The sequence below is a fragment of the Paenibacillus tianjinensis genome (genome assembly GCF_017086365.1).
In the GTDB taxonomy this organism is placed as follows: Bacteria; Bacillota; Bacilli; order Paenibacillales; family Paenibacillaceae; genus Paenibacillus_AQ; species Paenibacillus_AQ tianjinensis.
Map to the genome: position 1 here is coordinate 3593615 of NZ_CP070969.1, position 25060 is coordinate 3618674.

At 49.3% G+C, this 25060-nt stretch carries 24 protein-coding genes; 5 read left to right on the plus strand and 19 right to left on the minus strand.

What is annotated here, in order from left to right; all coding sequences use genetic code 11:
• Nucleotides 1-11 precede the first annotated feature (11 nt).
• The 6 genes from JRJ22_RS16200 to JRJ22_RS16225 all read right to left on the minus strand — a co-directional run bounded on the left by JRJ22_RS16200 (nucleotide 12) and on the right by JRJ22_RS16225 (nucleotide 5050).
• Nucleotides 12-701, minus strand: a complete 690-nt coding sequence (locus JRJ22_RS16200; RefSeq protein WP_206100520.1) for a hypothetical protein — start codon at nucleotides 699-701, stop codon at nucleotides 12-14.
• A gap of 321 nt (nucleotides 702-1022) precedes the next feature.
• The gene (locus tag JRJ22_RS16205; RefSeq protein WP_206100169.1) at nucleotides 1023-2243 is read right to left on the minus strand and encodes an IS256 family transposase; all 1221 of its coding nucleotides are present in this window, start codon (nucleotides 2241-2243) and stop codon (nucleotides 1023-1025) included.
• A 49-nt stretch (nucleotides 2244-2292) separates the two neighbouring features.
• The gene (locus tag JRJ22_RS16210) at nucleotides 2293-2913 is read right to left on the minus strand and encodes an IS3 family transposase (RefSeq protein WP_206100521.1); all 621 of its coding nucleotides are present in this window, start codon (nucleotides 2911-2913) and stop codon (nucleotides 2293-2295) included.
• Between the two features lie 8 nt (nucleotides 2914-2921).
• Entirely contained in the window at nucleotides 2922-3218 is a 297-nt protein-coding gene (locus tag JRJ22_RS16215) for a transposase (RefSeq protein ID WP_206100522.1), read from the minus strand.
• A gap of 98 nt (nucleotides 3219-3316) precedes the next feature.
• A complete protein-coding gene (locus tag JRJ22_RS16220; protein WP_206100523.1) occupies nucleotides 3317-4105 on the minus strand; it encodes an ABC transporter permease in 789 nt (262 codons plus the stop codon).
• A 15-nt stretch (nucleotides 4106-4120) separates the two neighbouring features.
• A complete protein-coding gene (locus JRJ22_RS16225; RefSeq protein WP_206100524.1) occupies nucleotides 4121-5050 on the minus strand; it encodes an ATP-binding cassette domain-containing protein in 930 nt (309 codons plus the stop codon).
• Nucleotides 5051-5188: 138 nt separating this feature from the next.
• On the opposite strand from JRJ22_RS16225, the gene JRJ22_RS16230 reads away from it, so the two are divergent.
• Nucleotides 5189-5656 carry a MarR family winged helix-turn-helix transcriptional regulator gene (locus tag JRJ22_RS16230; protein ID WP_232380865.1) on the plus strand — a complete coding sequence of 156 codons (468 nt, stop codon included), beginning with the start codon at nucleotides 5189-5191 and terminating at the stop codon, nucleotides 5654-5656.
• 340 nt (nucleotides 5657-5996) lie between these two features.
• Here JRJ22_RS16230 and JRJ22_RS16235 read toward each other — a convergent pair whose 3' ends face one another.
• A complete protein-coding gene (locus tag JRJ22_RS16235; RefSeq protein WP_206100526.1) occupies nucleotides 5997-8069 on the minus strand; it encodes a beta-galactosidase in 2073 nt (690 codons plus the stop codon).
• Nucleotides 8070-8256: 187 nt separating this feature from the next.
• Here JRJ22_RS16235 and JRJ22_RS16240 point away from each other — a divergent pair, with 187 nt between their 5' ends.
• Nucleotides 8257-9135 (plus strand): helix-turn-helix domain-containing protein, encoded by an 879-nt coding sequence (locus JRJ22_RS16240; protein WP_206100527.1) that lies wholly within the window; start codon nucleotides 8257-8259, stop codon nucleotides 9133-9135.
• A 4-nt stretch (nucleotides 9136-9139) separates the two neighbouring features.
• On the opposite strand, the gene JRJ22_RS16245 is transcribed toward JRJ22_RS16240, so the two are convergent.
• The 5 genes from JRJ22_RS16245 to JRJ22_RS16265 all read right to left on the minus strand — a co-directional run bounded on the left by JRJ22_RS16245 (nucleotide 9140) and on the right by JRJ22_RS16265 (nucleotide 14032).
• A complete protein-coding gene (locus JRJ22_RS16245) occupies nucleotides 9140-9493 on the minus strand; it encodes a DMT family transporter (protein WP_206100528.1) in 354 nt (117 codons plus the stop codon).
• A 24-nt stretch (nucleotides 9494-9517) separates the two neighbouring features.
• Entirely contained in the window at nucleotides 9518-9847 is a 330-nt protein-coding gene (locus JRJ22_RS16250; protein WP_269751851.1) for a DMT family transporter, read from the minus strand.
• A gap of 13 nt (nucleotides 9848-9860) precedes the next feature.
• Nucleotides 9861-10394 (minus strand): TetR/AcrR family transcriptional regulator, encoded by a 534-nt coding sequence (locus JRJ22_RS16255; RefSeq protein WP_206100529.1) that lies wholly within the window; start codon nucleotides 10392-10394, stop codon nucleotides 9861-9863.
• Nucleotides 10395-10559: 165 nt separating this feature from the next.
• Nucleotides 10560-12299, minus strand: a complete 1740-nt coding sequence (locus JRJ22_RS16260) for an ABC transporter ATP-binding protein (RefSeq protein WP_206100530.1) — start codon at nucleotides 12297-12299, stop codon at nucleotides 10560-10562.
• Nucleotides 12296-14032, minus strand: a complete 1737-nt coding sequence (locus tag JRJ22_RS16265; protein WP_206105168.1) for an ABC transporter ATP-binding protein — start codon at nucleotides 14030-14032, stop codon at nucleotides 12296-12298. Before JRJ22_RS16265 ends, JRJ22_RS16260 begins: the two co-directional genes overlap by 4 nt.
• A 148-nt stretch (nucleotides 14033-14180) precedes the next feature.
• On the opposite strand from JRJ22_RS16265, the gene JRJ22_RS16270 reads away from it, so the two are divergent.
• On the plus strand, nucleotides 14181-15047 hold the full coding sequence (locus JRJ22_RS16270; protein ID WP_206100531.1) for a LysR family transcriptional regulator: 867 nt from the start codon (nucleotides 14181-14183) through the stop codon (nucleotides 15045-15047).
• Nucleotides 15048-15250: 203 nt separating this feature from the next.
• On the opposite strand, the gene htpG is transcribed toward JRJ22_RS16270, so the two are convergent.
• Nucleotides 15251-17128, minus strand: coding sequence for a molecular chaperone HtpG (htpG, locus tag JRJ22_RS16275; RefSeq protein WP_206100532.1), 1878 nt, complete (start codon nucleotides 17126-17128; stop codon nucleotides 15251-15253).
• A 153-nt stretch (nucleotides 17129-17281) separates the two neighbouring features.
• Entirely contained in the window at nucleotides 17282-17914 is a 633-nt protein-coding gene (locus JRJ22_RS16280; RefSeq protein ID WP_206100533.1) for a DUF1796 family putative cysteine peptidase, read from the minus strand.
• Nucleotides 17915-18073: 159 nt separating this feature from the next.
• Here JRJ22_RS16280 and JRJ22_RS16285 point away from each other — a divergent pair, with 159 nt between their 5' ends.
• On the plus strand, nucleotides 18074-18952 hold the full coding sequence (locus JRJ22_RS16285) for a glycosyltransferase family 2 protein (RefSeq protein WP_206100534.1): 879 nt from the start codon (nucleotides 18074-18076) through the stop codon (nucleotides 18950-18952).
• 18 nt (nucleotides 18953-18970) lie between these two features.
• Here JRJ22_RS16285 and JRJ22_RS16290 read toward each other — a convergent pair whose 3' ends face one another.
• Nucleotides 18971-19867 carry a LysR family transcriptional regulator gene (locus JRJ22_RS16290; protein ID WP_206100535.1) on the minus strand — a complete coding sequence of 299 codons (897 nt, stop codon included), beginning with the start codon at nucleotides 19865-19867 and terminating at the stop codon, nucleotides 18971-18973.
• Nucleotides 19868-20000: 133 nt separating this feature from the next.
• Between JRJ22_RS16290 and dapA the strand changes: the two genes are divergently transcribed.
• Complete coding sequence (gene dapA, locus JRJ22_RS16295) at nucleotides 20001-20876, plus strand: 4-hydroxy-tetrahydrodipicolinate synthase (protein ID WP_206100536.1); 876 nt, start codon at nucleotides 20001-20003, stop codon at nucleotides 20874-20876.
• A gap of 175 nt (nucleotides 20877-21051) precedes the next feature.
• On the opposite strand, the gene JRJ22_RS16300 is transcribed toward dapA, so the two are convergent.
• The 4 genes from JRJ22_RS16300 to JRJ22_RS16315 all read right to left on the minus strand — a co-directional run bounded on the left by JRJ22_RS16300 (nucleotide 21052) and on the right by JRJ22_RS16315 (nucleotide 24926).
• Complete coding sequence (locus tag JRJ22_RS16300; protein WP_206100537.1) at nucleotides 21052-22566, minus strand: DEAD/DEAH box helicase; 1515 nt, start codon at nucleotides 22564-22566, stop codon at nucleotides 21052-21054.
• A gap of 231 nt (nucleotides 22567-22797) precedes the next feature.
• Nucleotides 22798-23370 carry a phosphate propanoyltransferase gene (pduL, locus tag JRJ22_RS16305; protein WP_206100538.1) on the minus strand — a complete coding sequence of 191 codons (573 nt, stop codon included), beginning with the start codon at nucleotides 23368-23370 and terminating at the stop codon, nucleotides 22798-22800.
• 186 nt (nucleotides 23371-23556) lie between these two features.
• Nucleotides 23557-24516: a dipeptidase gene (locus tag JRJ22_RS16310; RefSeq protein WP_206100539.1), complete on the minus strand. Its 960-nt coding sequence runs from the start codon at nucleotides 24514-24516 to the stop codon at nucleotides 23557-23559.
• Nucleotides 24517-24665: 149 nt separating this feature from the next.
• Nucleotides 24666-24926, minus strand: a complete 261-nt coding sequence (locus JRJ22_RS16315) for a stage V sporulation protein S (RefSeq protein ID WP_019910496.1) — start codon at nucleotides 24924-24926, stop codon at nucleotides 24666-24668.
• Between the last annotated feature and the right edge of the window lie 134 nt (nucleotides 24927-25060).

Below are 25060 nucleotides of genomic sequence, written 5' to 3' on the forward strand. Positions count from 1 at the left end.
CTAATTTGACTTCAAGGCTTATCATTTAGCTCCACGAGGTGTTTCAAGAAGTACGCACCGCCTGCATTTTCCCATGCGAAATTATAATCATTTAGCAAAGCAATTGGATCACCGTATGGCTTTGTCGTACGATATTCCAACAAGTGACCTGTTTTGTACATAGCACCATGCCGAAAGTCGAAATCTGCAGTATCCATGGAGTACTGTTCCTTACTAACGTAATGAATGTGATCAGTAGCTATAAATAACAATCCAAAATTATACTGCTTTGAATACACATAGTCCTCAAGGTTCTGCAAGTCCCTGTAGACATCATAGCGATTGTTAGGCTCACGCATATTGACTTTCTGAAAGAACTTCAGCTCAATCGCACACCGGGTAGTAGTAGAAAGATTTTTCATTTCCAGCACGATATCAATTTTGGCCTTTTTTGAACCACTTTTATTGAGTGTTACAACCGACAAATACGGTGTTTCCAGCTTGATTGCAAATGTGTCTTCGGGAGAAAACTGCATGAGTTCGCCAATAGTTTTTAGAATGTACGCAAAGTGAAGTTGGAATGATGCCTCATTTTCAATAACAATTCTCCCTTTTCCAACCTGACCTAATAGCACATCATAACTTGTTTGAATGATTCGTTTCAAAGTTTGATCTTGATTCAGGTGCGTTAATACATGCTCTGGTACAATCTCACTGTGCATCGGTACCCTCCTAACAAGCTATCTGTATTTCCTGTTATAAAATTCATTGGGCGTTGAAGCAGTAAAACGATAACCTTCAACTCTCTACCGTCCAACAAGGAATAATTCTTGATAAAGTATCCTGTTACCCACGCTTTCAATCAATAATAGGCTTTATTGACGGTAGATCAATATTCTATATATCGTCAAAATAAATCATTTGTTACGTAGCATTGGCAAAAAGTCTGAATTCCCTCTACAAGCTTAAGATTTTGGGGGTCTGTCAATAATTTTGTGTAAACTCTTTTAAGCACAGATTCCCCCGAGGGGGAAGTCGCGAATCTAACGCAAGTGTTGACCGACCCGGTCTGGGAAAAATACCGAAAGCTGGAGCAGCATTTGGCCCCAGTTTTGGACACGTCCAGTCCATTTTCGAGTGACATCGACGGTGGCCAGATAGAGCATTTTTAGCAGAGCTTCATCGGTAGGAAAGATGCTCTTTCCTTTGGTTACTTTACGAAGCTGACGGTGGTAACTCTCAATCATATTGGTGGTGTAAATCAGTTTACGTATCTCAGGCGGGTACTTGAAAAAAGTAGCAAGTTCGTCCCAATTCGTCCGCCACGAACGGATAATGAGGGGATATTTCGCCCCCCAGACTTCCTCAAAACGGTCGAGTTCAAGCAAGGCACCTTCCTCGGTAGCTGCCTTGTATATAGGCTTTAAGTCGGCGGTCACCTTCTTAATATCCTTGTAAGACACGTACCGTGTAGAGCTGCGGATTTGGTGAATAATACACTTCTGGATTTCAGTTTGGGGATAGCAGGCCGCAATCGCTTGAGAGAACCCGGACAGGTTATCCACGCAGATAATGAGAATGTCCCCCACTCCACGATTCTTGAGTTCATTCAGCACGCTGAGCCAGAACTTGGAGGACTCGTTCTCACCAATCCACATGCCCAGCACGTCTTTGTTTCCGTCCAGATCAATGCCAATGACCATGTAGGCAGCCTTGTTGATAATGGCCCCGTCTTGCTTGACTTTGAAGTGGATCGCATCCAGATAGACAACAGCGTAAACGCCTTGCAGAGGCCGATTCTGCCATTCTTTAATGAGAGGAACAATCTTATTTGTGACATTGGAAATGAGCGTAGGCGACACCTCAATGCCATACATCTGCCCCAGGTGATCCTGAATTTCTCGGGTACTAATCCCTTTGGCGTACAGAGCGATGATTTGCTCTTCGATGCCGGTTACGTTCGACTGATGCTTCTTGACGACAAGTGGCTCAAACTCACCCAGACGGTCACGAGGGATAGCGATTTCCTGTTCCCCGTACTCACTGACAACCGTTTTACGGCTCTTTCCGTTACGGCTGTTTGGCGTGAGCTTCGCCTTCACTTCATGCTTTCCGTAGCCTAAATGAGTGTCCATTTCGGCTTCCAGCATCTCCTGAATCGTCTCCGCAAATAGCTCTTTTAGAGCATTCTGCGCATCCTGTGCGCTTACCAAGTTGTTTTCCTTAATAAATTCCCGTAACTGTTGTTTTGTCCAAAGTCCCATGTGTTCTCCCCAACCTTTCTCTTACTTCCATTTTAATGGGTTTGAGAGTTTACACAATATATTTTACAGACTCCAATAGAACGTCTTGGGTTTCCCGCCGTCTCCTCGCCTTTTTGACCGTATCTAACACCAGCTTTAAATCGTTCTTAGGGCTAATTTGGTACGCTACAATTTCATTATTAAAGAGATCTTTAATCGCTGAGAGGTAGAGTCTTTGCCCCTTAAAGATCAGATAGGTAATATCCGTGACCCACTTTTGGTTCGGCAGGTCTGCGTTAAACTCTCTGTTCAAGTGATTCTCAGAGATGACGTAAGCCTCTTTCTTGCCGTAGTAAGGTCTTTTCCTCCGAATGACTGCCTGAATCCCCAGCTCACCCATAAGCCGCTGCACACGCTTGTGGTTCATGTGGATGGCATAGCTCCGCTTCAGCCAAATCTTCACTCTGCGGTATCCGTAAATGCCTTTGAGTTTCTCATAACATTCGACTATTTTAAGTTTCATGGCTTCATCTTCGCGTTGCTTTGGTGAAACAAATGTTTGCCGGTTCATCCATTTGTAAAATCCACTTCTAGATACCCCAGCTAACTTACATAATAGGATGAGGCTATATTTCTTCTGCAGCAGCTCCTTAATCACCTCGAATTTTTTGCTGCTCGGTACTGCCTCCATTCCTCCTTTCACATCTGTAAGAGCTTTTTTAGCATTTCATTTTCCGCTTCAAGGCGCTTAAGCTTGACCTCTGGGTCTTCGGGACGTGTTCGGGGTCTGCCCATGCCTAGTCCTTTCGCTTTACCCCGTTTTTCTTCAAGTCCCTTCAATCCCTCCGCCTCAAAATGCCTCACCCATCGCCGAACTAAGGACTCGTTTATTCCCATTTCTCGTGCTACATTTTTATATCCAAGGCCCTTTTTGAGATAAAGGTCAACTGTTTTTTTCTTAAACTTCTCATCGTATGTTTTTCTCATTTCGCCCATAAAAAAATCCCCTCCATAGTAGACAGATTAATCGGCTTGCTTTTTTCTGTCTACTATAAGGGGATCATATCAGATCGCCCTGTCCTTCTTTACTTTAACTAAATTTTTCTATTATATATTCTAACTGTAATTGGAGCGACAATCATAATAAGGAGTATGCCGATAAAGATGGTCATTGATGCGCTTGAAGTGAACTCTCCATGATTAGCTAAATCTTTAAAGGCCGTGACCAAATAAGTAATAGGATTATGTTCAGCTACGCTCTGCAAAAAATGGGGCAACGTATCAATAGGCACGAAGGCGTTGGATAGGAACGACATCATCATGGTGACCATTGTCGAAATACTAGAGATCGTTGCTGCGGATTTGGATAGCAGACCAATCAATGCAAACACCCAACTGATTGCGCATGCGCCGAATATGGCCAAAAGCGAAGCGACGATCAACCACCCAAACCCGGCTTCCGGACGCCATCCAAGAATGAAGCCCGTACCGATCGAGAAAAAAGCCGCCGCGACATATCGTAAAATATCTGATGCAACTAAACCAGCCAGTGGAGCAATCCGGACAACGGGTAATGATTTAAACCGATCAAAAACGCCAGTATCCAAATCTTCCCTTAATTGCGTGCCCGTTGCCGCTGACGACATGACCAGTGTTTGAATTAGAATTCCCGGCACGATGATTGGCAAGTATCCTTGTACACCTCCAGCAATCGCACCTCCGAACAGATAAGAAAAGACGATCATGAAGAAAATAGGTATTACAGTTACATCGATCAATTTATCGGGATTATGTTTGATTTTCAGGATATTTCTTTTTGCCATTACAACAATATCATACAGAGCGCTCTTTAAGTTGTTTTGTTTACTTACCATGGATTCCATGGTTATCCCCCCTAATTATTTAGTTAGTTCCAAAAACACCTCATCAAGCGTCGGTTTTCTAACTGAAAACTCTTTGATTTCTATATCTTGCTGAGTTAAATCTAATAGTAACCTCGTCATCACTTTCGTGTCTGCCAGCTTAACGGTCAATTTGGTTCCTTCGGGTGAAATCATGGCCTCCTGAGCGATTTCAGCCTTGATTAGTCCTTTGGCTCTTTCGGCATCCCTCATATGCTCCAGAATAATTTCAAAATGGGTATCGCTTAACAAAGACTTCAATTCATTCGGCGTTCCCTGAGAAATGATTCTTCCATGATTAATTATCGCTAGTCGATCTGCTAGTTGATCCGCTTCCTCCAAATACTGAGTTGTCAGCAAGATTGTTGCCCCATCGCTTGCCAAGTTGCGGATCACCTCCCACATCTCTCCTCGTGTGCGTGGGTCTAAGCCCGTTGTCGGTTCATCAAGAAAAATGAGTGGGGGCTTCACGATTAAACTCACCGATAAATCCAACCGTCTACGCATCCCGCCCGAAAATTCACGAATCGGTCGATCCTTTGCCTCGGTTAATGAAAACTGGTTGAGAAGTTCAAGAGCCCTCGCTTTGGATTGACTCGCTGATAAACCATTCAATTGCCCAAAGAGCTTCAAGTTTTCCATCGCGGTCAATTCCTCATCAACAGTTGCATATTGGCCCGTCAAGCCAATCAAGCTTCGAACCTTTCGAGCATCTTTGGTGACGTCTTTGCCAAAAATCATTCCTTTGCCTTTTGACACTTTAGTAATCGTTGCAAGCATTCGTAAGAAAGTTGTTTTTCCTGCACCATTCGGACCCAGAATACCGAAGATCTCTCCTTTCTTAATATCCAAAGAAATACCATCGACTGCTCGCTTGTTAGGAAATTCTTTAACGATCTCTTTAGTTGAAACGGCCAGATCTGTCATTTTGTTTTCCCCTTTGCACATTTAGTAAGGTTACCTGATTAATAATATAAGGTACCCTGATTAAATTGTCAACAGCATGATTTGAATTACTTCGGTGACCTGATAAAATAGAAGGGTACAGAGAACAAATAAGGGGAAATGATTGTGGACGAAAAACAATTAAACGTCGATATAACCACGAATTTTATGAAATATAATGATTTACTTACGGCGTTCTTAAAAGAAAATATACTTAAAGGCGGCAGCATGTTTACCTCTTTAAATCGAGGGCAAGGGAAAATATTGAGTATCCTTCAGCAGACACCAAGTATTTCCCAAAAGGAATTAGTCAATCAATTGGATATGCGCCCGCAATCTGCTTCTGAAATGATTAAAAAGCTAGAGAAAAAGGGATTTATCGAGCGTTATAAATCTGAAGAGGATCAACGCGTGATGATGATTACGCTAACTAAAGCCGGCAAAGTAGTTTTAAATCAAACCGGAGATTTTCAGCCTGTATTTTTAAATGTTCTAACGATGGATGAAAAACAACAATTTAATCGAATTCTCGAAAAACTTGTATCCGAAATTGAACCCGAAGTCGCGAAATTTCGAAGCAAGCAATAGGGGCGTCATCTATAGATGCCGAAGGTGGTTACTAGCTGCACGCCTGAATTTCCGGAGAAGGTAGGTTGCGAAAATCAAAGGGGAGCCGTCCCTAAGTCGATGATTTGGGGACGGCTCCCTTTACTGTTTACCTCACTTTTCGCTTGCTATTAATTTTTTTTGGGACAATCCAACGTATTGCAGCGAGTGAATTTCGCCCTACTAATGATACGGTTCACCGCAATCAATCTCCACTGCGAAAAAGTCCGTTTCACCAGTAACTCCAACATCTGATATCTCTCTCTAGTCTCCCACAAAAAAAGAACCCGATCAGCCACCGGCTTCTCGGGTCCCTCATATCTTACTTCGCTTTGCGTTTCAGCATGGCCAGGCCATTGACCGGCAGTTCCAGCTCAGCGGGTGCCTCTGCGCCGGATTCCAGATCGGTATAACCGCGTCCGTCCAGCTGGACTGTCTGTACATCACCGCTGAAATTCTGCACGAAAATATACTCATGCTCGCCGTCTGTGCGCAGCTGTGCAGTTACTCCCACAGGCAGATCAGACTCCAGGGTACGGGTAATACCCGCTTTTGCTGTAATCGCTGCATATAGCTCCACGTAGAACGACAGATCCTTTACGCGCGTAGCCAGATGATACGCCTCACCTGCGCCAAGCTTGTTCACCGTGAGCGCCGGACGACCGGCATAGAAGTCGCTGCGGTAATGGCCTAGCGCCTCTGCACCTTCCAGATGAATCAGCTCCGCAATTTCATGTGCATCGTAGTCACCGGACAGATTCAGAACATTCCCGCTTTCCAGCACCAGACCATTGAGATCGCGGCTATGCAGCCCTTCGGTCTCTTCAGCCCAGATCCCCAGTGTCTTGCGCAGCGGGCCTGGGAAGCCTCCGAGATGACAAAGATCGGTCTCACCGACAACTCCTGACCAGTAGGTAGCCAGGAATGTACCGCCCTGCTCTACATATTGTTCAATCCGCTGCCCGTTCTCTTCACTGATCAGATAGAGCATCGGTGCGATTACCAGCTTATAGCGGGATAGATCATCCCCCGAGCCGATCAAATCGACCGCAATACCCTGCTCCCACAGCGCACGATAATGCTGCAGTACAGTCTCTTCATATTTCAGGCCCGAATTGCGGATACCCTGGGCATCCTTGACCGCCCAGCGGTTATCCCAGTCATACAGGATGGCCGTCTCGGCAGGTGTCGAAGTACCGACTACTTCAGTTAAACCGGCCAGAATCTGACCCACTTCGGCCACATCCTTGAACACCCGGGTCTCGCCATGACCGCTGTGATCGAGTACGGCACCGTGGAACTTCTCACTGGAGCCGCGGCTTTTGCGCCACTGGAAGTACTGCACGGAATCTGAACCATGCGCAACCGCCTGCAGGGATGACAGCTTGTGCATACCCGGCCGCTTCAGCTTGCTCACCGACTGCCAGTTCGTCAGTGATGGCGTGCTCTCCATGAGCAGGAACGGCTTATGTTTGAAGCTGCGGAACAGATCATGATGCATCGCTGTCCAGGCGGCCAGGCGGGCATCGTCGCCGTCCTCGGTGTAGCCCCAGTCCGGATAGGCATCCCAGGAGACCACATCCAGAATTTTGGCCAGTTCACGGTAATCAATTCCGTCGATCATGTGCATATTGGTTGTAACCGGCAGATCCGGGTTGTAGTCCCGTACGGAGTCAATTTCATGCCGGCAGAAATCAATCGTCCGCTCGCTGACAAACCGGCGCCAGTCAAGGTTCAGGCCGTGTACCTGAGTCTCACCGTGCGGAGCCGGGGAATCAATCTGCTCCCATGAAGTGTACGTATGGCTCCAGAAGGTTGCCCACCAGGCATGGTTAAGCTCATCGAGGCTGCCTTTATATTTGACCTTCAGCCATTCCCTGAACGCATTCTGGCAGAGATCACAGTGGCATTCGCCGCCGAACTCATTGGAAATATGCCAGCCGATGACCGCCGGATGATTCGCATAACGCTCGGCCAGCTTGGCGTTGATCAACGCTGTCTTTTCCCGGTAGACCGGTGAAGTGTAGCAGTGGTTATGACGGAAGCCATGCAGATTGCGGACACGGTTCCGTTCGACACGCAGTACCTCAGGATATTTCTCCGACATCCAGGCCGGACGTGCACCGCTTGGAGTCGCCAGGAAGGCATAGATGCCGTTCTCTGCAAAGGAATTCAGTACATTATCCAGCCACTCGAACGTGAACACGCCTTCTTCGGGCTCCAGTGACACCCAGGAGAAAATACCAACAGACATCACATTACAGCCTGCCAGCTTCATTAGCCGGATGTCCTCGCGGAGAACTTCCGGGTATCTTAGCCATTGCTCAGGATTATAGTCGGCTCCGTGCAGCATCACGGGAACCTTGCTGCTGAATGCAGGGGATTTGAGACTCATAATTGGTTATTCATCCTCTCATTATCTTCCATGTTAGGATGGGAATTTTCTCTGATAGATATCATTCAGAGGTCCTGTCCATTTCACGGATATTCATTTATACTATTTATAATATAGGATAAAGGTTTCCTAGCTGTAGGAATAATCTCGCGATTACATAGTACAAAATGAATATGAGGTGAATATTATGCTGCCCTTCTCCCTGGTGGAGCTGCCCCGCAATTCTGATGAATTCCCGCTCTATCCCTACTCGGTCGGCCGCCACATCCAGTACCATCACGTCCGTCCTTCCGGGTTCCCTGTGCATCAGATTTTCCTGATCCGCAGCGGCAGCGGGCTGTTCCGCGACCTTACTGACGGCACCGAGACACTGCTGACCCCCGGCATGGTCTTTGCCTATCCGCCAGACCGGGGGCATGAATATTATCCTCTGTCCCACGAGCCTTGGATTGTCGGGTTTATCGGCTTACTGGGCAGCCAGTCGGGATCTGTGCTTGAGGGGCTGCGCCTGCTGCCCTCCGAGCCCTTTCTTACCGGACGTTTCGAAGAATGCTGGGAGGCCATCGCGGAAATCTGGCATACCGTGGACAAGCATAATGCCGCACGTCTGGATGAGCAGACCATGCAGGAGCTGTCTGTCACGCTGTACAGGCTAGTGCTGATGCTGCGGCGCAGTGAGCCGGGCGACAATCATGCTAACCGTCCGGAGGCCGAAACGGTCCGTAACGAGGCACTGCAAAAGGCCGTCCGCCTGATCAACGAGCATTTTACCGAACCGCTGCTGATTGCCAATCTTGCTGCCGCCGTAGGGTATTCCGTGCAGCATTTCCAGCGCCTGTTCCTGCAGGAATACGGTGTCACTCCGCATAAATATCTGCAGAACCTGCGGCTGCAGCGCGCGCTGCAGATGATTACCGAAAGCCCGCAGCGGCCGGTACAGGATCTCGCACTGAACGTCGGCATGGAGACCAATTATTTTATCCGTGTTTTCCGTAAGACTTACGGTTGTACACCGGGTGTCATGCGCAGCAGGCTTAGTGGTGAGCGGGATATTCCTTTAACGTAGTTTATCAGGAAATTAATGTATCGCCACTGGCTTTATCAGGGTGTTTAGACGCATTCAGCAGCACCACACCGCCGATAATTGCGGCAATCCCGATAAAGGATACGACCGTAAAAGGATCGCCCCAGATGAGCACCCCGATCAGTGCAGTGACTGCGGTGCCAACGCCTGACCATACCGCATATGCGAAGCTTAACGGAATGACTTTTAGACTCATCGATAAGAAATAAAAAGATAAACCCATCCCCATAATCACGCCTATGCCAGGCAGCAGATTGGTAAAGCCATCCGATAATTTAAGCATCGTTGTACCGAATATTTCGCAGCAAATGGCCAGCGCCAGGTAGATATAACTTTTCATACGGTACTTCCCCCTCCCCTGCCGTTAATGAGTGCCGCCGGAAGCAAGCTTCAAAGTAATCACACCGCCGATAATCAGCAGCAATCCGAGTATTTTTTTGATATTCATCCGCTCTTTGTAGACGAATACCCCCACCATTGCCGTTAACGCCGTACCGACCCCGGACCAGATGGCATAGGCGGTGCCGAGAGAAATCGACTGGAGTGCCAGGGATAAGAAATAGAAGGCTGACCCCAGACCCGCCAGTACACCCAGGGAGGGAAACAGCCTTTTGAATCCGTTGGATAATTTGAGCAGCGAACTGCCGCAGACCTCAGAGACAATGGCAATAGCCAACCATACAAAAGGGTTCACAATCCTTTTCCTCCTAATTCGTCATTTTCAGCAGCTCCTGAATGACTTTTTCGCGCAGCTCTGCGTCCAGATTCCCCAAGGAGAACATTTCGGAGAACCAGAGGCCGTCAGCAGCCAATCTTACAATGGTGGACCGCACAGGGTCGATCCCGTCATTCTCGATATCTTTTTGCCACAGCGCATACTGTTCCTGCAGTTTTCCGAGCAGCTCCGGCTTGCTGAAAAGTGACGCGGTAAGCGCGGTGCTGATCCCGCTCTCCTCCTGAATATCAAAAGCTACCGATTCCGTGTACGCCCTGCTCCACTTTCCCTTATCTTCAAAAGCATTTGCGGCTCGATCCTGAACATCGGCGACAAAACAATCCGTCAGTTCTTCGACTAACCCTTGAATTAAAGCATTTTTATTCGGAAAATGATGAAGCAGTCCGCCTTTGCTCACGCCCGCTTCCTTAGCCACCGCTTCGAGGGTAAGCTTCTCTACCCCCTGGCTCCTAATGACGGATGAAGCGGCTGTCAAAATAACAGACCGTTTCGAATTGCTGTTCATCTGCATCACCTCTGTATTTAGTATACCGTCCGGACGGTTTTGAAGTCAAAATAAATCACTGCTGAGTACATGAAAAAAAGTCGGCTGCCTTCCGGGCCTTAAGCTTCCAAGGTCCGGCGGACAGCCGACTTATATTGGTATATCATGCTACGGCTTCTTAACGTGCTACACCGCCGCAAACTGGCTGTTGTACAGCTTGGCGTAGTGTCCGCCGCTGGCGAGCAGCCCTTCATGCGTTCCACTCTCGACAATGTCCCCATCCTTCATATAAAGGATAATATCCGACTCGCGGATCGTGGACAGCCGGTGGGCAATTACGAAGCTGGTCCGGCCGGAGATCATCTTAAGAAAAGCCTTCTGGATGCGGATTTCGGTCAGCGTATCAATGCTGCTGGTCGCTTCATCCAGAATCAGCATCGGCGGGTCAACCAGCATGACGCGGGCGATGGTGAGCAGCTGCTTCTGCCCCTGCGACAGATTGTCGCCGGAGCCGCTGATCTTCGTATCGTAGCCGTCAGGCAGACGCTTAATGAAGCTGTGCGCATTCGCTGCCTTGGCGGCAGCGATCACTTCGTCCTCTGTCGCCTCCGGCTTGCCGTAAGCGATATTATCACGGATCGAACCGCCGAACAGCCATGTATCCTGCAGCACCATCCCGAAGTTCTGCCGCAGGCTGTCGCGGGTGATCGTTCGGATATCTACGCCGTCAATCCGGATGCTTCCGCTATCCACATCATAGAAGCGCATCAGCAGGTTGACGAGCGTTGTCTTCCCTGCCCCCGTCTGCCCGACGATCGCCACCCGCGTTCCCGGCTTCACTTCGAGGCTGAAGCTGCGGATCAGCGGGCGTTCCGGTATATACGCAAAGCTGACCTTATCGAAGGTGATCGTCCCTTGGCTGATGCCAAGGACATGAGCGTCTGCAGCATCCGGAGTTTCCGGCGCCAGGTCCAGAATCCTGAAGATCCGCTGTGCTGAGGCCGTAGCCGACTGCAGCTGGGTAATCACGCCGGTAATCTCATTGAACGGCTTCGCGAACAGGCTCGAGTAGATCAGAAAGCTCGACAGATCCCCCACTGTAAAATGCCCGCCGATAACCAGCGCACTGCCGATCATGGCAATGACTGAAAAAGTAATATTATTGACCAGCCGGGTTGTCGGGTTGGCCAGCGAACCATAGAACTGGGATTTCACACCGGTCTGGTACAGTTCGTTGTTGCGTTCCGAGAACCGCGCGAACGAGCGGTCCTCATAATGGTAAGCTTGCACCACTTTTTGCCCGCCGATGATTTCCTCAACGTAGCCGTTCAGCCCGCCGAGGATTTTGGCCTGCTCACGGAACAGACGCTGAGAGCGTGTAGTGATGAAGCGGGCGACAAAATAAGTCGCGGGTGCTGACAGCAGCACCACCACCGTCATGACCGGACTGATATAAAGCATTAGCCCAATTGCTCCGGCGATGGTGACAATGCCCGTCAGCAGCGTGGAGAAGCCCTGCAGCAGGCCATCAGAAACGGCATCCATATCATTAACAAAACGGCTGATGCTGTCCCCCTGCGGATGATTGTCATGGAATTTCAGCGGGAGAGTATCCAGCTTATCGAATAAGTCGCGGCGCAAATCATAAACCGTTTTATACGCTATTTTGTTTGTGTAATAGGTGAGCAGCCAGCCGAAGAAGCTGCCGGCAATATAAACCGCGGCCAATAGCAGCAGCAGGCGGAGGATGGCCGGAAAATCCACATGGTCCGGTCCGATCATCTGATCGACCGCCCGGCCGATCAGGAGCGGACCGATCAGGCTGGCAATCACACTCAAAATGGCGCAGAATCCTGCGGAAATGGCGATTCCCCGGTAATGTCTCGTATAATTCAACAGTCTCTTCCACGTATCCGTAGTGTTCATTGTGCCACCTCCCTGCTGGACAGCTGCGATTCACAGATTTCCCGGTAGACGCCGCAGTTCGCCAGCAGCTCCCGGTGAGTGCCAGTTCCGGCAATCCGGCCTTCATCGAAGACGATGATCATATCCGCCTGCTGCACGGTGCTGACCCGCTGGGATACCAGCAGCACCGTCATTTCCCGGCTGTGAATCTTAAGCGCCTTACGTAAGGCGGCGTCAGTGGCGAAGTCGAGCGCACTGGAGGAATCATCGAGAATCAGGATCGGCGGCCGGCCGACAACCGCACGGGCGATCGTCAGACGCTGCTTCTGCCCTCCTGATAGATTCAAACCGCCGCGGGCCACCGGTGTATCCAGCCCTTCCGGCAGTTTGCGGATAAATTCATCCGCCTGGGCTACGGCAGCAGCCTGCATAAGCTCCTCCCGTGAAGCCTCCTGCTTGCCCCAGCGGATATTCTCGGCGATCGTGCCTGTGAACAGCAGCGCCTTCTGCGGTACGATGCCGATCCGGCTCCGCAGCTGCTCCAGCGGGTAGTCTTTGACATTCACTCCCCCGACTTTGATCTCACCCTCTACCGCATCATAAAAACGTGGAATCAGATTGACAAAGGTCGATTTTCCCGAGCCTGTGCTGCCGATCAGACCGACCGTCTGACCGCGCTTGATGGAGACCGACACATCCTGGAGTGCAAGCTCTCCAGTGCTGTTATAGCCGAAGGAAACATGCTCGAAGGAGATCGCCGGGGCATCATATTCTCCTGATACAGCAGCGGTATTCCCTTCATCCGAAACCGAAGTGGCTGACGCCAGAACTTCACTTACCCGGTTCGCTGAAGAGGAAGCCTTGGTGAACAGGATAACCAGATTCGAGACAACAATCAGCGCCAGCAGAATCTGGGTCACATAGTTGATAAAAGCGATAATCTCACCCTGAGATAGCCGTCCGGCATCGATATGTCTGCCGCCTGACCAGAGGATGGCGATAATGGCCGCGTTCACGACCAGAGTCGTCATCGGACCGAGCCAGGCGGAGATCCGTCCGACCCGGATCGCGGTCGCGGTCAGATCATCCGATGCAGCATCAAAACGCTGCTTCTCCCGGCGTGACTCGGCAAAAGCGCGGATGACACGGATGCCGGACAGGTTCTCGCTGAGCACCAGCGCCAGATGATCCAGCTTCTGCTGATATTTGCGGTATAGCGGGGAGCTACGGGTGATGATGAAATACAGGATCACTCCAAACACCGGCGTTGCCGCTAGCAGAATAAGCGACAGCCGGAAATCCAGAATCATCGACATAATGATCGCTCCGATACAGATAAACGGCGCCCGGACAACCAGTCTGATCAGCATGGCTACTGCCAGCTGCAGCTGGTTCACATCATTCGTGATCCGGTTGATCAGCGAAGGTGTACCGAAGAGGTCCAGCTCTGCATAAGACAACGACGAGATATGCTTGAACATCTTGTTGCGGAGTGATGTGCCGAAGCCCTGGGATGCGCGGGCCGCATAATATTGGCACACCATCGAACAACCGAAGCCAAGCAGCGTCATTAACAGCATCAGTCCGCCCATCTTGTACACATAGGTACTGTCATTCTTACCGATCCCGTTATTAACGATCAGCGCGACAATCGTCGGCAGCAGCAGCTCCAGTATCGCCTCAAGCAGCTTGAAGATCGGCCCGAGAATAACCTCTTTTTTGTACGGTTTTAGAAAAACAGCCATTTTAAACATCATTACCTCACCAGCCTATACAATATGTAACCCCTATGAAATCGTGAAAAGACCCGTTATGATTATGTCATATCCGTTTGCATATTAATAATATTGGTTTCGTATCAATGCGATATGAATTGCATATATCAAACCCGGAGGTTTTCATATGGATATCAGACAGCTCAAATACTTTTTGACTATTGCCGAAGAAGGACAAATCACTTCGGCGGCAAGGAAGCTGCAAATGGCCCAGCCGCCGCTCAGCCAGCAGCTGAGGCTGCTGGAGGAAGAGCTCGGCGTGAAGCTCGTCGAGCGCGGTCCGCGCAGTGTACAGCTCACTGATGCCGGGGTGATCCTGCGCGGCCGGGCACAGCAGATCCTGGAGCTGGCAGACTCGACCACCCGGGAAATCAATGATTTCGTGAATGGGCTGCAGGGAACGCTCTCGGTTGGAACCGTCTCCTCTTCTGCCGCCACCCTGCTGCAGGACCGGCTCTTTGAATTCCACAAAATTTATTCCGGAGTCAAATTCGAGATCCATGAAGGCAATACGTATACGATTATTGACCTGCTGAATAAAGGAATCATTGAAGTAGGTATTGTCCGCACCCCGTTCAACAGCACCAGCCTAGAATGCGTGTATACAGCAGCTGAACCTATGATTGCCGTGATGACCGCTGATTATGACTGGACCGGCGGAGAAGGCTCCATCGACATCGGCGAACTGAAAAACAGGCCGCTGATCATTTACCGCCGCTTTGAGCAGCTGATCCGCGAAACCTGCCTGGAGCATGGCTTCAATCCTGATGTGTTCTGCATGAACGACGATGCCCGAACGACCCTTCTCTGGGCCAATGCCGGGCTTGGTGTCGGAATTATCCCGAGATCCGCCTTTTCGCTTGCCGACAACAGCAACCTGGTCCGTAAGGAAATCCGCAGTGATTCATTGAACACACGGGTAGCTGCTGTCTGGATGAAAGACAAATACCTCTCCTCCCTGGCCGCGAAGTTTATTGAAAACTTTCAGAAATAACAACAATATTAGAAACTAAATATTTGGAGGTGTTGGAAGTGAGACGCCAAAGATAAGCAGTTGATTTATTTTACTGATCCGCATGTCCATAAGTTTGAATTTCATACAGGGACTGTTAATTTCCTAATCAAACAAAACCCGCCCCGGCCAGCGCCGGAAGCGGGTTATTTCAGCTGCGCTCCGTTACAGGAATAACGTGCAGCTTACACCATGATTTTGCAAATATCGTTCGTGAACTCCACCGGATCATTGATCTGCAAGCCTTCGATCAGCAGCGCCTGGTTGTACAGCAGATTCGTGTATAGGCTCAGCTTCTCTTTGTCCCCTTCGGCAGCAGCCTTCAAGGATTTGAAGACGTCATGATTCACGTTAATTTCGAGCACCTTGTCCGCCTGCACCTCTTGGCCGTTCGGCATTGCTTTGAGGATTTTCTCCATCTCGATCGTCAGCTCACCTTCAGTGGACAGGCAGACCGGATGGGATTTCAGCCGCTTGGAGGCTTTGACTGCCTTCACTTTACCTGACAGGATGCCTTGCATCGCTTCGAACAAGCCCTTGTTCTCATTTTCTTCCTCTTCCGACGGTTTGTCCGCTGCATCCTCGATCCCAAGGTCCCCGCTGGAAACGTTTTTGAATTCTTTTTCCTTGTAGGACATGATCATCTTGATCGCAAATTCATCGATATCGTCAGTGAAATAGAGGATTTCATAGCCTTTATCCGAAACCATTTCCGTCTGCGGCAGCTTCTCGATCCGTTCCACCGATTCTCCGGAAGCGTAATAGATATACTTCTGGTCTTCCGGCATTCTCTCGATGTATTCAGCCAGCGTAACCTGTTTCTTCTCCTTGGAGGAGTAGAACATCAGCAGGTCCTGGAGGGTTTCTTTTTCCATGCCGTAGTCATTGTATACGCCGAACTTCAGCTGTCTGCCAAAAGATTTATAGAATGTCTCGTATTTCTCACGCTCGTCCTTCAGCAGGCTCAGAAGCTGGCTCTTGATCTTGCTCTTGATGTTCTTGGCGATCAGCGTCAGCTGGCGGTCATGCTGCAGCAGCTCGCGGGAGATGTTAAGCGAGAGGTCCTCGGAATCCACCATCCCTTTAACAAAACTGAAGTAGTCCGGCAGCAGGTCGCCGCATTTGTTCATGATCAGCACGCCATTGGAGTACAACTCCAGGCCTTTTTCATACTCTTTGGTGTAATAATCAAACGGCGTATTCTCCGGAATGAACAGGATCGCGTTATAGACCACAGCACCATCGGCACTGATATGGATATGCTTAAGCGGCTTGTCGAAGCCATAACGTTTCTCCGAGTAAAAGTTATTGTAGTCCTCGTCGGTCAGCTCATTCTTATTCTTGCGCCAGATCGGCACCATGCTGTTGACGGTTTGCTCTTCCCTGGTTTCCTCGAACTCTCCTTCACTGCCTTCCTTCGGCTTACTTCCGGTGATATCCATCTTGATCGGGAAACGGATGAAGTCGGAATATTTCTTAATGATTGATTTCAGGCGGTATTCTTCCAGAAACTCGTCATAGTTGTCTTCTTCGGTGCTCTCTTTGATCTTCAAAATAATGTCGGTACCGACAGTCTCCTTCTCAGCAGGCTCAATCGTATAACCGTCCGCACCTTGCGATTCCCATTTGTACGCCTGGTCACTGCCCAGTGCCTTACTGATCACGGTAACATCTTCAGCAACCATAAAGGCGGAGTAGAAGCCCACCCCGAACTGTCCGATGATGTTGTGGCCGTCCTTGGCTTCATTATCCTTCTTGAACGCAAAAGAGCCGCTGTTCGCAATAATCCCCAGGTTGTTCTCCAGCTCTTCCTGCGTCATCCCGATCCCGGTATCTGAAATCGTCAATGTCCGGCTAGCTTTATCAGCAGTTACTTTAATGTAATAATCCTCTTTATTGAACACCAGACCCTCATCGGCCAGTGCTTTGTAATAGATTTTGTCGATGGCATCGCTTGCATTCGAGATCAGCTCCCGCAGGAAAATCTCCCGCTGTGTATAGATGGAGTTAATCATCATCTCCAGCAGTCTTTTGGATTCGGCTTTGAACTCTTTTTTAGACATGAATATAGTAATCTCCTTTCAAAAATATCCTTCGGATTACTTCCGGATGATTAGCACTCCACAATGATGAGTGCTAACACTTCCTTTTATATACCATATTCACGTTTTTGATGTCAATATCTTGCTGCATAGAGATTCATTTTTGCCGGATGATCAGTAACGTACATGGAATCCTTCCAGAAGAGTTTTCCACAAATAATCATTATCGTGAAACTCATCGGGCACCAAGGGGATTTGCAGGGCACATACATTATGAAATGGCCACGGGGTTTCCACAATTCCGCTTACCGGCGCATGATTAATCACGAGTAAATTGAATTCACCGGCCACCAGCGTGTTTAGCACGTCCAGCAGCTCCGCCGTTTCATGGATTGTCCCTTCGGTGCGGATAAACAGAATCCGGTTAGAGCTTCTGAGCGTTTCCAGAAACCGCGGGACACGCCGGGTGATTTTCTCCCTAAGCTCCGGGTAGCTCAGCAGCTGGGTTGGAGTATTCTCATGAAGCGGAAAGTCGTGGTGGGAGAAGATATGGTAGGCGGCATCCCTCACAATATAGCAGCCTGCATGTTCATTAATGCCGGTAATCGCCAGATTAGGGAACTCCATAAAATTCTTGAACTGATTCCGCAAAAGCTGGCTGACCCCCGGCAAAGCAGGTGACGCCACCCAGTCAAGGACGCCTCCGATTTTTCTGAGCATATGACGCGACAGTTGGTCTGCAACCAGACAATTTTGTCCCAAGCTGAAAATGACATCGTAAGTTCCTTTGATCCCATTGAAATCCATATCGCATTCCCCCTCATCCATTTATCTATATTTAATTAATTCCATAGATAAAGGGTTTGGACTATCCGGACGATATCCGGCCATCTGGTCTAGTATGCAGGTCAGCCTCCCTGATTCTTGCGTACTATAAATTCAGAAAAGTATAGGATGGTGAATATATTGGTAAAAATATCAGTGCTCATGCCGGTTTATAATATGGCTCCGTATATTGAAGAAGCGATCTGCAGTATATTAACGCAAACCTATTCAGATTTCGAATTGCTGATTATAGATGACGGATCCACAGACGGAACCTTAGACATTATTAAAAAATTTGATGACAAGCGAATTAGAGCTATAGCGCATACAGTGAACTTGGGATTAATTGAGACCTTAAATCAAGGCATTGATTTATGTACGGGGGAGTATATTGCGCGGATGGATGGTGATGATATTGCTCTGCCCAACCGGTTTGAACGTCAAGTGAACTTCATGGATGCCCACCAGCACTGCGGCGTTTGCGGTTCTCAGGTTTATTTGCTCGGTAAAGGCGGCGTCACCACGAAACCTATGAGTCATGATGCAATCAGATGCTGGCAGTTATTCCATTGCACCATCGTGCACCCAACGGTTATGATCCGCAAATCCGTACTGGAGCAGCATGGCATCAGATATCTCTACTACACGCATGCGGAGGATTATGAAATATGGAACCGGTTAAGCGCAGTTACCCAAATGGTTAATCTGCCTGAGGTACTGCTTATGTACAGACAACATCCAAATCAGATCTCTAGTATCCACCAAGGAATACAAGAGGTCCAATCTGAATGTATCCGCAGAGATCAGCTGCGTCTGCTCGGTATCGATCCCACTGCTGAGGAGTATCAGACCCACTTGGATTTTTGCCACTTTAGAATACGGACAGGTGAACCCGAACCTTATAATCGGTGCTTGGCATGGGCCCACAAAATCCTGGAGGGTAATTTACGGCAGCAAGTATATGATCACCAGACCTTAAACTTGGTATTATCGCAATGCTTCAGTTTATCCAGATATTAGGGACTTCTTATTTCAACTTTAAAGCGCCACTGACTTCGCCTCAGCATCCGCCTGCAGCATCTGAATCAGGGATTGCAGCGGCAGTGACTTCCACTTCTTCGGATGAATGAGCAGCTGCAGATCAAAATGAATCTCCGGATGGGTAAAAGGCAGCTCGGCCAGATTCCCGCGTTCAATCTCTTCCTCAGCCACAATTCTTGGCAGAAGAGCAATACCCAGACCGTTCCGCACACAGCGTTTGATGGCTTCCAGGTTGGACAGCTCAAAACCGATCCGGAACACGATTCCGTGCTCACGGAGCAGATTCTCAAACAGGCTGCGGTAGATACAGCTCTCTTCGGAGACAATTAGCTCACAGTTGTTCAGATCCTGCAGGGTAATATTTGTAAGCTTCGCCAGCGGATGATCGGCGGGTGCCACCAGGACCAGCGGCTCATCCCGGATAATCGTCCGCTCCAGCAGCGAATCGGTCGTACTCCGGTCCAGCATCAGGCCAATATCCACCTCTCCTTCCCTGATCTTGGACACCAGATTCGCTTCCTGCTCTGTTTGCAGATGAATATTCAGTCCGGGAAATGTCGTCCGCAGCTGCTGCAGAAAAGGCGGGAGGTAAAAAGCGGCCAATGAATCAATTGTTCCGATAGTCAGCGTCCCGCCGATCTGCTGGGCAATGGTTTCTTTGGAGCGGTCATATAGATCAAGAATTTCCACGAATAGCTTAAGCAGCTCTTCTCCAGGCGGGGTCAGACGCAGGATACGTCCATGACGTTCCATTAGCGTGACCCCGTATTCTTTTTCAATCTTCTGTATCTGCATGGTTACACTGGACTGGGCGTACCCCAGTTCCTCTGCTGCACGCGTGAAGCTCTGTCGCTTCGCCACCTCGCGGAAGGTCCGCATATAGGTTAAATCCATTCCTCTCACCCTCTTGACCGTAATATAACATCAATAATATTGATGACCCATATCATTTATTATAGCTAACGCCGATGGAATGTTCCATGCTAAAGTAGTATAAAAGGATTTAAATATTTGGAGGACGATATTCATGTTAACAGAAGAACAGATTTATGGAATCTATGTTCCCGTGGTAACACCGTTCAATGCCGCCGGCGAGATTGATCTACCTTCGTATCAGCGTTATGTGAACAACATCATCAAGAACAAAATTCATGGTCTGGTCGTAAATGGAACCACTGGAGAATCGCCGACAGTCAACATACAAGAATTACAGACACTGATTACTGCCTCACAGCAGCTGCTGCAAGGCAGCGATATTCCGCTGGTCATCGGTACAGGTACCAATGATACAATGTCTACCGTTGCCCGTACAGAGCTTGCTGCGAGCCTGGGAGCCGATGCTGCGCTCGTTGTCGTGCCTTACTACAGCCGTCCTTCTCAAGCGGGAATCATTGCCCATTTCCGCAAGGCAGCTGAAGTCGGCATTCCGATCATCGCCTATGACATTCCCGGCCGCGCCGGAGTCGGCATGACCGTCGATACCGCCCGCACCATCCTGGAAATGGACAACGTTGTCGGCCTGAAAGACTGCTCCGGTTCGCCGCTGCTCGTCTCTGAGTTGTCCCGCCTCGGCTCTAAGCCAGTCCTCTGCGGAGACGACCTAAGTTTCTTCGACATGCTGGGCTGCGGAGCCGCCGGAGGCATGCTGGCTTCCGCCAACGTGCATACTGCGAAGTTCCTGAGCATCTTCGAACAATACAAAACCGGCCAGGTTGATGCTGCTAGAGCTGAATACGACCGGCTGGTGCCGCTCATGAAGCTGCTCTTCAAGGAATCCAACCCCGCCCCGATCAAATGGCTGCTCAGCGTACAGGGTGAGATTGCTTCAGATACCCTTCGCCTCCCGATGACCTCGATCAGCGAAGCGCTGCGTGAAGAACTGGGTGCTTATCTCGCCGGTTAAGTCCCTCGTCTAAATGATGATCTTAGACGCAATAAGCCGTATTGTTCACTCTTTAGAGAGCGTGCAATACGGTTTTTTTGTATTCATTGGTCTGCCAAATTACATTATATGTACACAAAAAAACAGCGTCCTCCCCTAAAAGGAAAGGACGCTGCTTCATTGATACAGTAGCTGATTATTGCGTTCTGCCGGCATTTACCGGAGCTTTATTACCGTTGCGGTTCGGGCTTGACTGGCTGCCCGGTCTATTACCCTGCGATCCTTTGGCATATCCGCCAGATCTGTTCCCTTGAGAACCTTTAGCACCCGCGCCGGCTTTGCCTGCTCCTGCGCTTCTTGCTCCGGCTGGTCTGTCGTTTGCGCTTCCGCTAACCCGGCCGCCACTTCTGCTGCCCGAGTCCGGACTGGCTTGACCGTTAGTTCCACTCTTCGGCTTGTTCCCTTGCGTGAACCATTCCGATTTCGGCTTGCGCGGCGGATTCGCTTTGGATTTTGCAGCCGGTTTAGCCGGTGCTTTAGCCGGACGGTCATTCAGCAGGGCCGGTGTGCTTTTGGACATCGGATAGTCATGTTCCTTGACTTCCGGAATCGTCTTGCCGATCAGCTTCTGGATATCCTTCAGGTAAGGAATCTCTTCCTCTTCACATAATGAAATGGCAACTCCGCTCATTCCTGCACGGCCGGTACGGCCAATACGGTGGACATAGGTTTCCGGAATGTTCGGCAGGTTGAAGTTGATGACATGGGACAGCTCATCAATATCAATCCCCCGGGCAGCGATGTCAGTTGCCACGAGCACGCGGGTTGCACCGCTCTTGAAATTGCGCAGCGCATTCTGGCGGTCATTCTGCGACTTGTTCCCATGAATCGCTTGTGCTGTAATATTGATTTTGGCCAAATCACGGGTTACCCGGTCAGCGCCGCGTTTAGTGCGGGTAAAGACCAGTGCCGACACAATCGATTTGTCCTGCAGCAGTCGGTTCAGCTGATTCTGCTTATTGCCGTTTTGCAGCAAATACACAGACTGTTCGATACGGTCTACCGTGGAAGATACCGGGGTAATCTCAATTTTCACCGGATTCACGAGCAGCGTCTTGATCAGCTGTGAAATCTCCGACGGCATCGTCGCGGAGAAGAACAAGGTTTGCTTTTTGCTTGGCATTTTGGCAATAATCCGTTTAACGTCATGAATAAAGCCCATATCCAGCATCCGGTCGGCTTCATCCAGCACCAGAATCTGCACATATTGCAGGTCCACATGCTTCTGGGCAATCAGATCAATCAGCCGGCCCGGTGTAGCGATTAGTATGTCCGCTCCCTGGCTTAACGCCCGCTCCTGCGCCTTTTGCGATACACCGCCGACAATGGCTGTAGAACGGATACCGGTGAATTTGCTGTAGGCCTGGATATTTTCATAGATTTGCAGCGCCAGCTCCCGGGTAGGGGTAAGAATCAGCGAACGAATGCGGCGTTTCCCGCTGGTAATAGCCGGCTGCTTGCTTAACAGCTGGATGATGGGCAAAGAAAAAGCAGCGGTTTTGCCTGTTCCGGTCTGTGCGCAGCCCAGTACGTCTCTACCGGCCAGAGCTGCAGGTATCGCTTCTTCCTGAATCGGTGTTGGGGATGTATAGTTTTCCAGGCTTAACGCCTTGAGAATCGCTGGGTTTAAATCGAGCTCATTAAAAGTCATGTATGTCTCCTTAGTTTCTAATACATATATTTTCAGATCACCCGGCTTTGCGGGATTACGTTTATTCCTGCGTTTCCACATAGCGCAGAGCTAAGTCATAACAAATAATGATACCACAGATCCGGATATAAAATAACCCCGTAAAATAGAATCCCGGTATCGGACTCAGAAAACGCCACAAAAAAAGGAGCGGAGGACTAATCCCCCACTCCTTGCTTTATAAAAATAAGACTAATCTACAATTTCAGCTGTGTCGCCGTTGTTGGCACCTGCAGCATTGGCTTCGTCGGTGTCGATATGCATATCGAGTTTAAAGCTGTCGGATACACGTGCAAGCACGTTTTCAAGCACCAGACCGCGTTCACCGCCAAGGCGGACTTTGAGCATTTGCTTGTCGGCAATGCCCCAAGCTTCTGCTTCGGAAGTATGGAAGTGAATGTGACGGGCTGCAATAATAACGCCTGTTTCCAGTTCAACTTCACCGGCTGGTCCTTTAAGAGTAATGCCTGGTGTGCCCTCAATATGTCCGGATTCACGGACAGGGGCTTTCACGCCGAGGCTGAAAGAATCGGTGCGGGAAATTTCGAGTTGCGATGCCGGACGGACAGGTCCGAGAATTCTTACTTTGTCGAACTTGCCTTTGCTGCCGATTACCGCTACTTGCTCGTTTGCTGCGAATTGTCCTGGTTGGGAGAGCGGTTTGAACTCAGTCAATTGATAGCCTGGGCCAAACAACGCTTCCACATGCTCCTGCGTAAGGTGAATATGTCGGGCCGACACACCTACGGGTACAGTCTTGCTCATTGTAAAGTCACTCCTTGTATTTTCTCTAGTATCTGTACAAGCCACTGAACATTATACCTCTTCTTACCCAAAAATAAAAAGGCCCTCTTCACAATGAGCGTCTTTTTTTCGGTATTCCACCGCATTTGAACCTTAATGTGTCACGGTTTCGCCATTTAATCTACCTTGTTCAGAAATGATATGACTTTAAGGCCTTGGTGGTAAATGCTCGCTCAAAAAGCGCAATGCATTGTCATACAACCAGCCCCGCACCTCTTCCTCAGGGTAATATTTTACCAGCAGTTCGGCAAACTCCGCATATTTCCCCGGATGCTCTAACCCCTCTACCCACGCATCAATTCCGTCAAAATCAGAGCCGAACATCAGCTGTCTTGTCCCCCCCAAGCTGCAGACATGTTCAATATGTCTCCGCACATCATCACGGTTCGCTCCGCCTCCATCACGGACAAACCAGGGGACAAAGGTGAGGCCCATCCGCCCGTCCATTGCGATCAGCGCCTTGATCTGGTCGTCGCTCAGGTTGCGGGGATGGCCGCAAATGGCCACTGCATTGGAATGCGAGGCTATAAACGGACGTTTACTGCGCTCGGTCAGCTCCCAAAATCCTGCTGGCGCCAAATGCGACACATCCAGGAGCATTCCGCTTTTATTACACCATTCGATCAGCTGCCGGCCTTTTTCCGTAAACCCGCTATTTCTTGATTCCAGCACGCCGTCAGCCGCCCAGTTGGCATAATTCCACGTTATTCCGAACAATCGCACTCCCAGCTCAAAACACAGCTGCGCATAGAACAAATTGCCCTCCAGGCCGTCAACCCCCTCCAGAGAGAGCACCCCCCCGGCCGTTGCCGCCGCAGTAACTTCTATTGTCTCCTCCTTCCAGCGCAGCCACTGCAATTGCTCTGAGCCAATGATCTTCTCCCGGAACAGATCGAGCTGGCCGAGCACACTTTCAAAGCTTGGTCTTCCTCTAGCCTCAGACAAGTAAATCGCGAAAACCTGCAGTCCTACATTTCCCGCAGCAAGCCGCTCCATAGTAACATCCAGCCGGCCGTCATTTTTAAAGCTGATCTCCTGACTTGCCTGCAGCTTACTCAGTACGTCACAATGAAAATCCGCTACTTTAAACCCACCCGCTGCCTTCATCTGTCCCCCCGCTTTCAACATCGTTTGCTGAAATTCTGCCTCTGGCCACATTATAATCATAGTCTATGCCTATTATGATCCGCTTTTTCCTGTACAGCAAAAAACCTGTTTACTCGAAGTAAACAGGCCCATCAGAATAAGTCTATTAATTATCTGGGTTCAACAATCAGTTTAATCGCCGTCCGATCCTCTCCATCAATCACGATGTCAGTGAAGGCTGGAATGCAGATCAAGTCGACACCGCTTGGCGCGACAAATCCCCGGGCGATGGCAACAGCTTTGACTGCTTGGTTCAGCGCTCCTGCTCCAATAGCTTGCAGCTCGGCCGATCCACGTTCACGAAGAACACCCGCTAATGCGCCGGCAACGGAATTTGGATTGGATTTAGCTGATACTTTTAATACATCCATAGTAAGTACCTCCCCTGGGAAAAATGATGGTGTTCTTCCACTACTGTAGATGTTATTCGCGGGAGAAGAAATAATTCCTTCTTTTTGCGGACTACTCTGGAGAAAATAGTACAAAAGATACTCTTTTTCGATAT

Bases quoted from the DNA above. Each gene is read 5' to 3' on its own strand.
- htpG (WP_206100532.1), bottom strand. From the start codon at position 17,128: ATGTCTAAAAAAGAGTTCAAAGCCGAATCCAAAAGACTGCTGGAGATG.
- JRJ22_RS16255 (WP_206100529.1), bottom strand. From the start codon at position 10,394: ATGAACAGCAATTCGAAACGGTCTGTTATTTTGACAGCCGCTTCATCC.
- JRJ22_RS16290 (WP_206100535.1), bottom strand. From the start codon at position 19,867: ATGGATTTAACCTATATGCGGACCTTCCGCGAGGTGGCGAAGCGACAG.
- JRJ22_RS16315 (WP_019910496.1), bottom strand. From the start codon at position 24,926: ATGGATGTATTAAAAGTATCAGCTAAATCCAATCCAAATTCCGTTGCC.
- pduL (WP_206100538.1), bottom strand. From the start codon at position 23,370: ATGAGCAAGACTGTACCCGTAGGTGTGTCGGCCCGACATATTCACCTT.
- JRJ22_RS16215 (WP_206100522.1), bottom strand. From the start codon at position 3,218: ATGGGCGAAATGAGAAAAACATACGATGAGAAGTTTAAGAAAAAAACA.
- JRJ22_RS16265 (WP_206105168.1), bottom strand. From the start codon at position 14,032: ATGTTTAAAATGGCTGTTTTTCTAAAACCGTACAAAAAAGAGGTTATT.
- JRJ22_RS16245 (WP_206100528.1), bottom strand. From the start codon at position 9,493: ATGAAAAGTTATATCTACCTGGCGCTGGCCATTTGCTGCGAAATATTC.
- JRJ22_RS16220 (WP_206100523.1), bottom strand. From the start codon at position 4,105: ATGGAATCCATGGTAAGTAAACAAAACAACTTAAAGAGCGCTCTGTAT.
- JRJ22_RS16270 (WP_206100531.1), top strand. From the start codon at position 14,181: ATGGATATCAGACAGCTCAAATACTTTTTGACTATTGCCGAAGAAGGA.
- JRJ22_RS16280 (WP_206100533.1), bottom strand. From the start codon at position 17,914: ATGGATTTCAATGGGATCAAAGGAACTTACGATGTCATTTTCAGCTTG.
- JRJ22_RS16210 (WP_206100521.1), bottom strand. From the start codon at position 2,913: ATGGAGGCAGTACCGAGCAGCAAAAAATTCGAGGTGATTAAGGAGCTG.
- JRJ22_RS16230 (WP_232380865.1), top strand. From the start codon at position 5,189: ATGATTGTGGACGAAAAACAATTAAACGTCGATATAACCACGAATTTT.
- dapA (WP_206100536.1), top strand. From the start codon at position 20,001: ATGTTAACAGAAGAACAGATTTATGGAATCTATGTTCCCGTGGTAACA.
- JRJ22_RS16200 (WP_206100520.1), bottom strand. From the start codon at position 701: ATGCACAGTGAGATTGTACCAGAGCATGTATTAACGCACCTGAATCAA.
- JRJ22_RS16235 (WP_206100526.1), bottom strand. From the start codon at position 8,069: ATGAGTCTCAAATCCCCTGCATTCAGCAGCAAGGTTCCCGTGATGCTG.
- JRJ22_RS16205 (WP_206100169.1), bottom strand. From the start codon at position 2,243: ATGGGACTTTGGACAAAACAACAGTTACGGGAATTTATTAAGGAAAAC.
- JRJ22_RS16225 (WP_206100524.1), bottom strand. From the start codon at position 5,050: ATGACAGATCTGGCCGTTTCAACTAAAGAGATCGTTAAAGAATTTCCT.
- JRJ22_RS16300 (WP_206100537.1), bottom strand. From the start codon at position 22,566: ATGACTTTTAATGAGCTCGATTTAAACCCAGCGATTCTCAAGGCGTTA.
- JRJ22_RS16310 (WP_206100539.1), bottom strand. From the start codon at position 24,516: ATGAAGGCAGCGGGTGGGTTTAAAGTAGCGGATTTTCATTGTGACGTA.
- JRJ22_RS16260 (WP_206100530.1), bottom strand. From the start codon at position 12,299: ATGAACACTACGGATACGTGGAAGAGACTGTTGAATTATACGAGACAT.
- JRJ22_RS16240 (WP_206100527.1), top strand. From the start codon at position 8,257: ATGCTGCCCTTCTCCCTGGTGGAGCTGCCCCGCAATTCTGATGAATTC.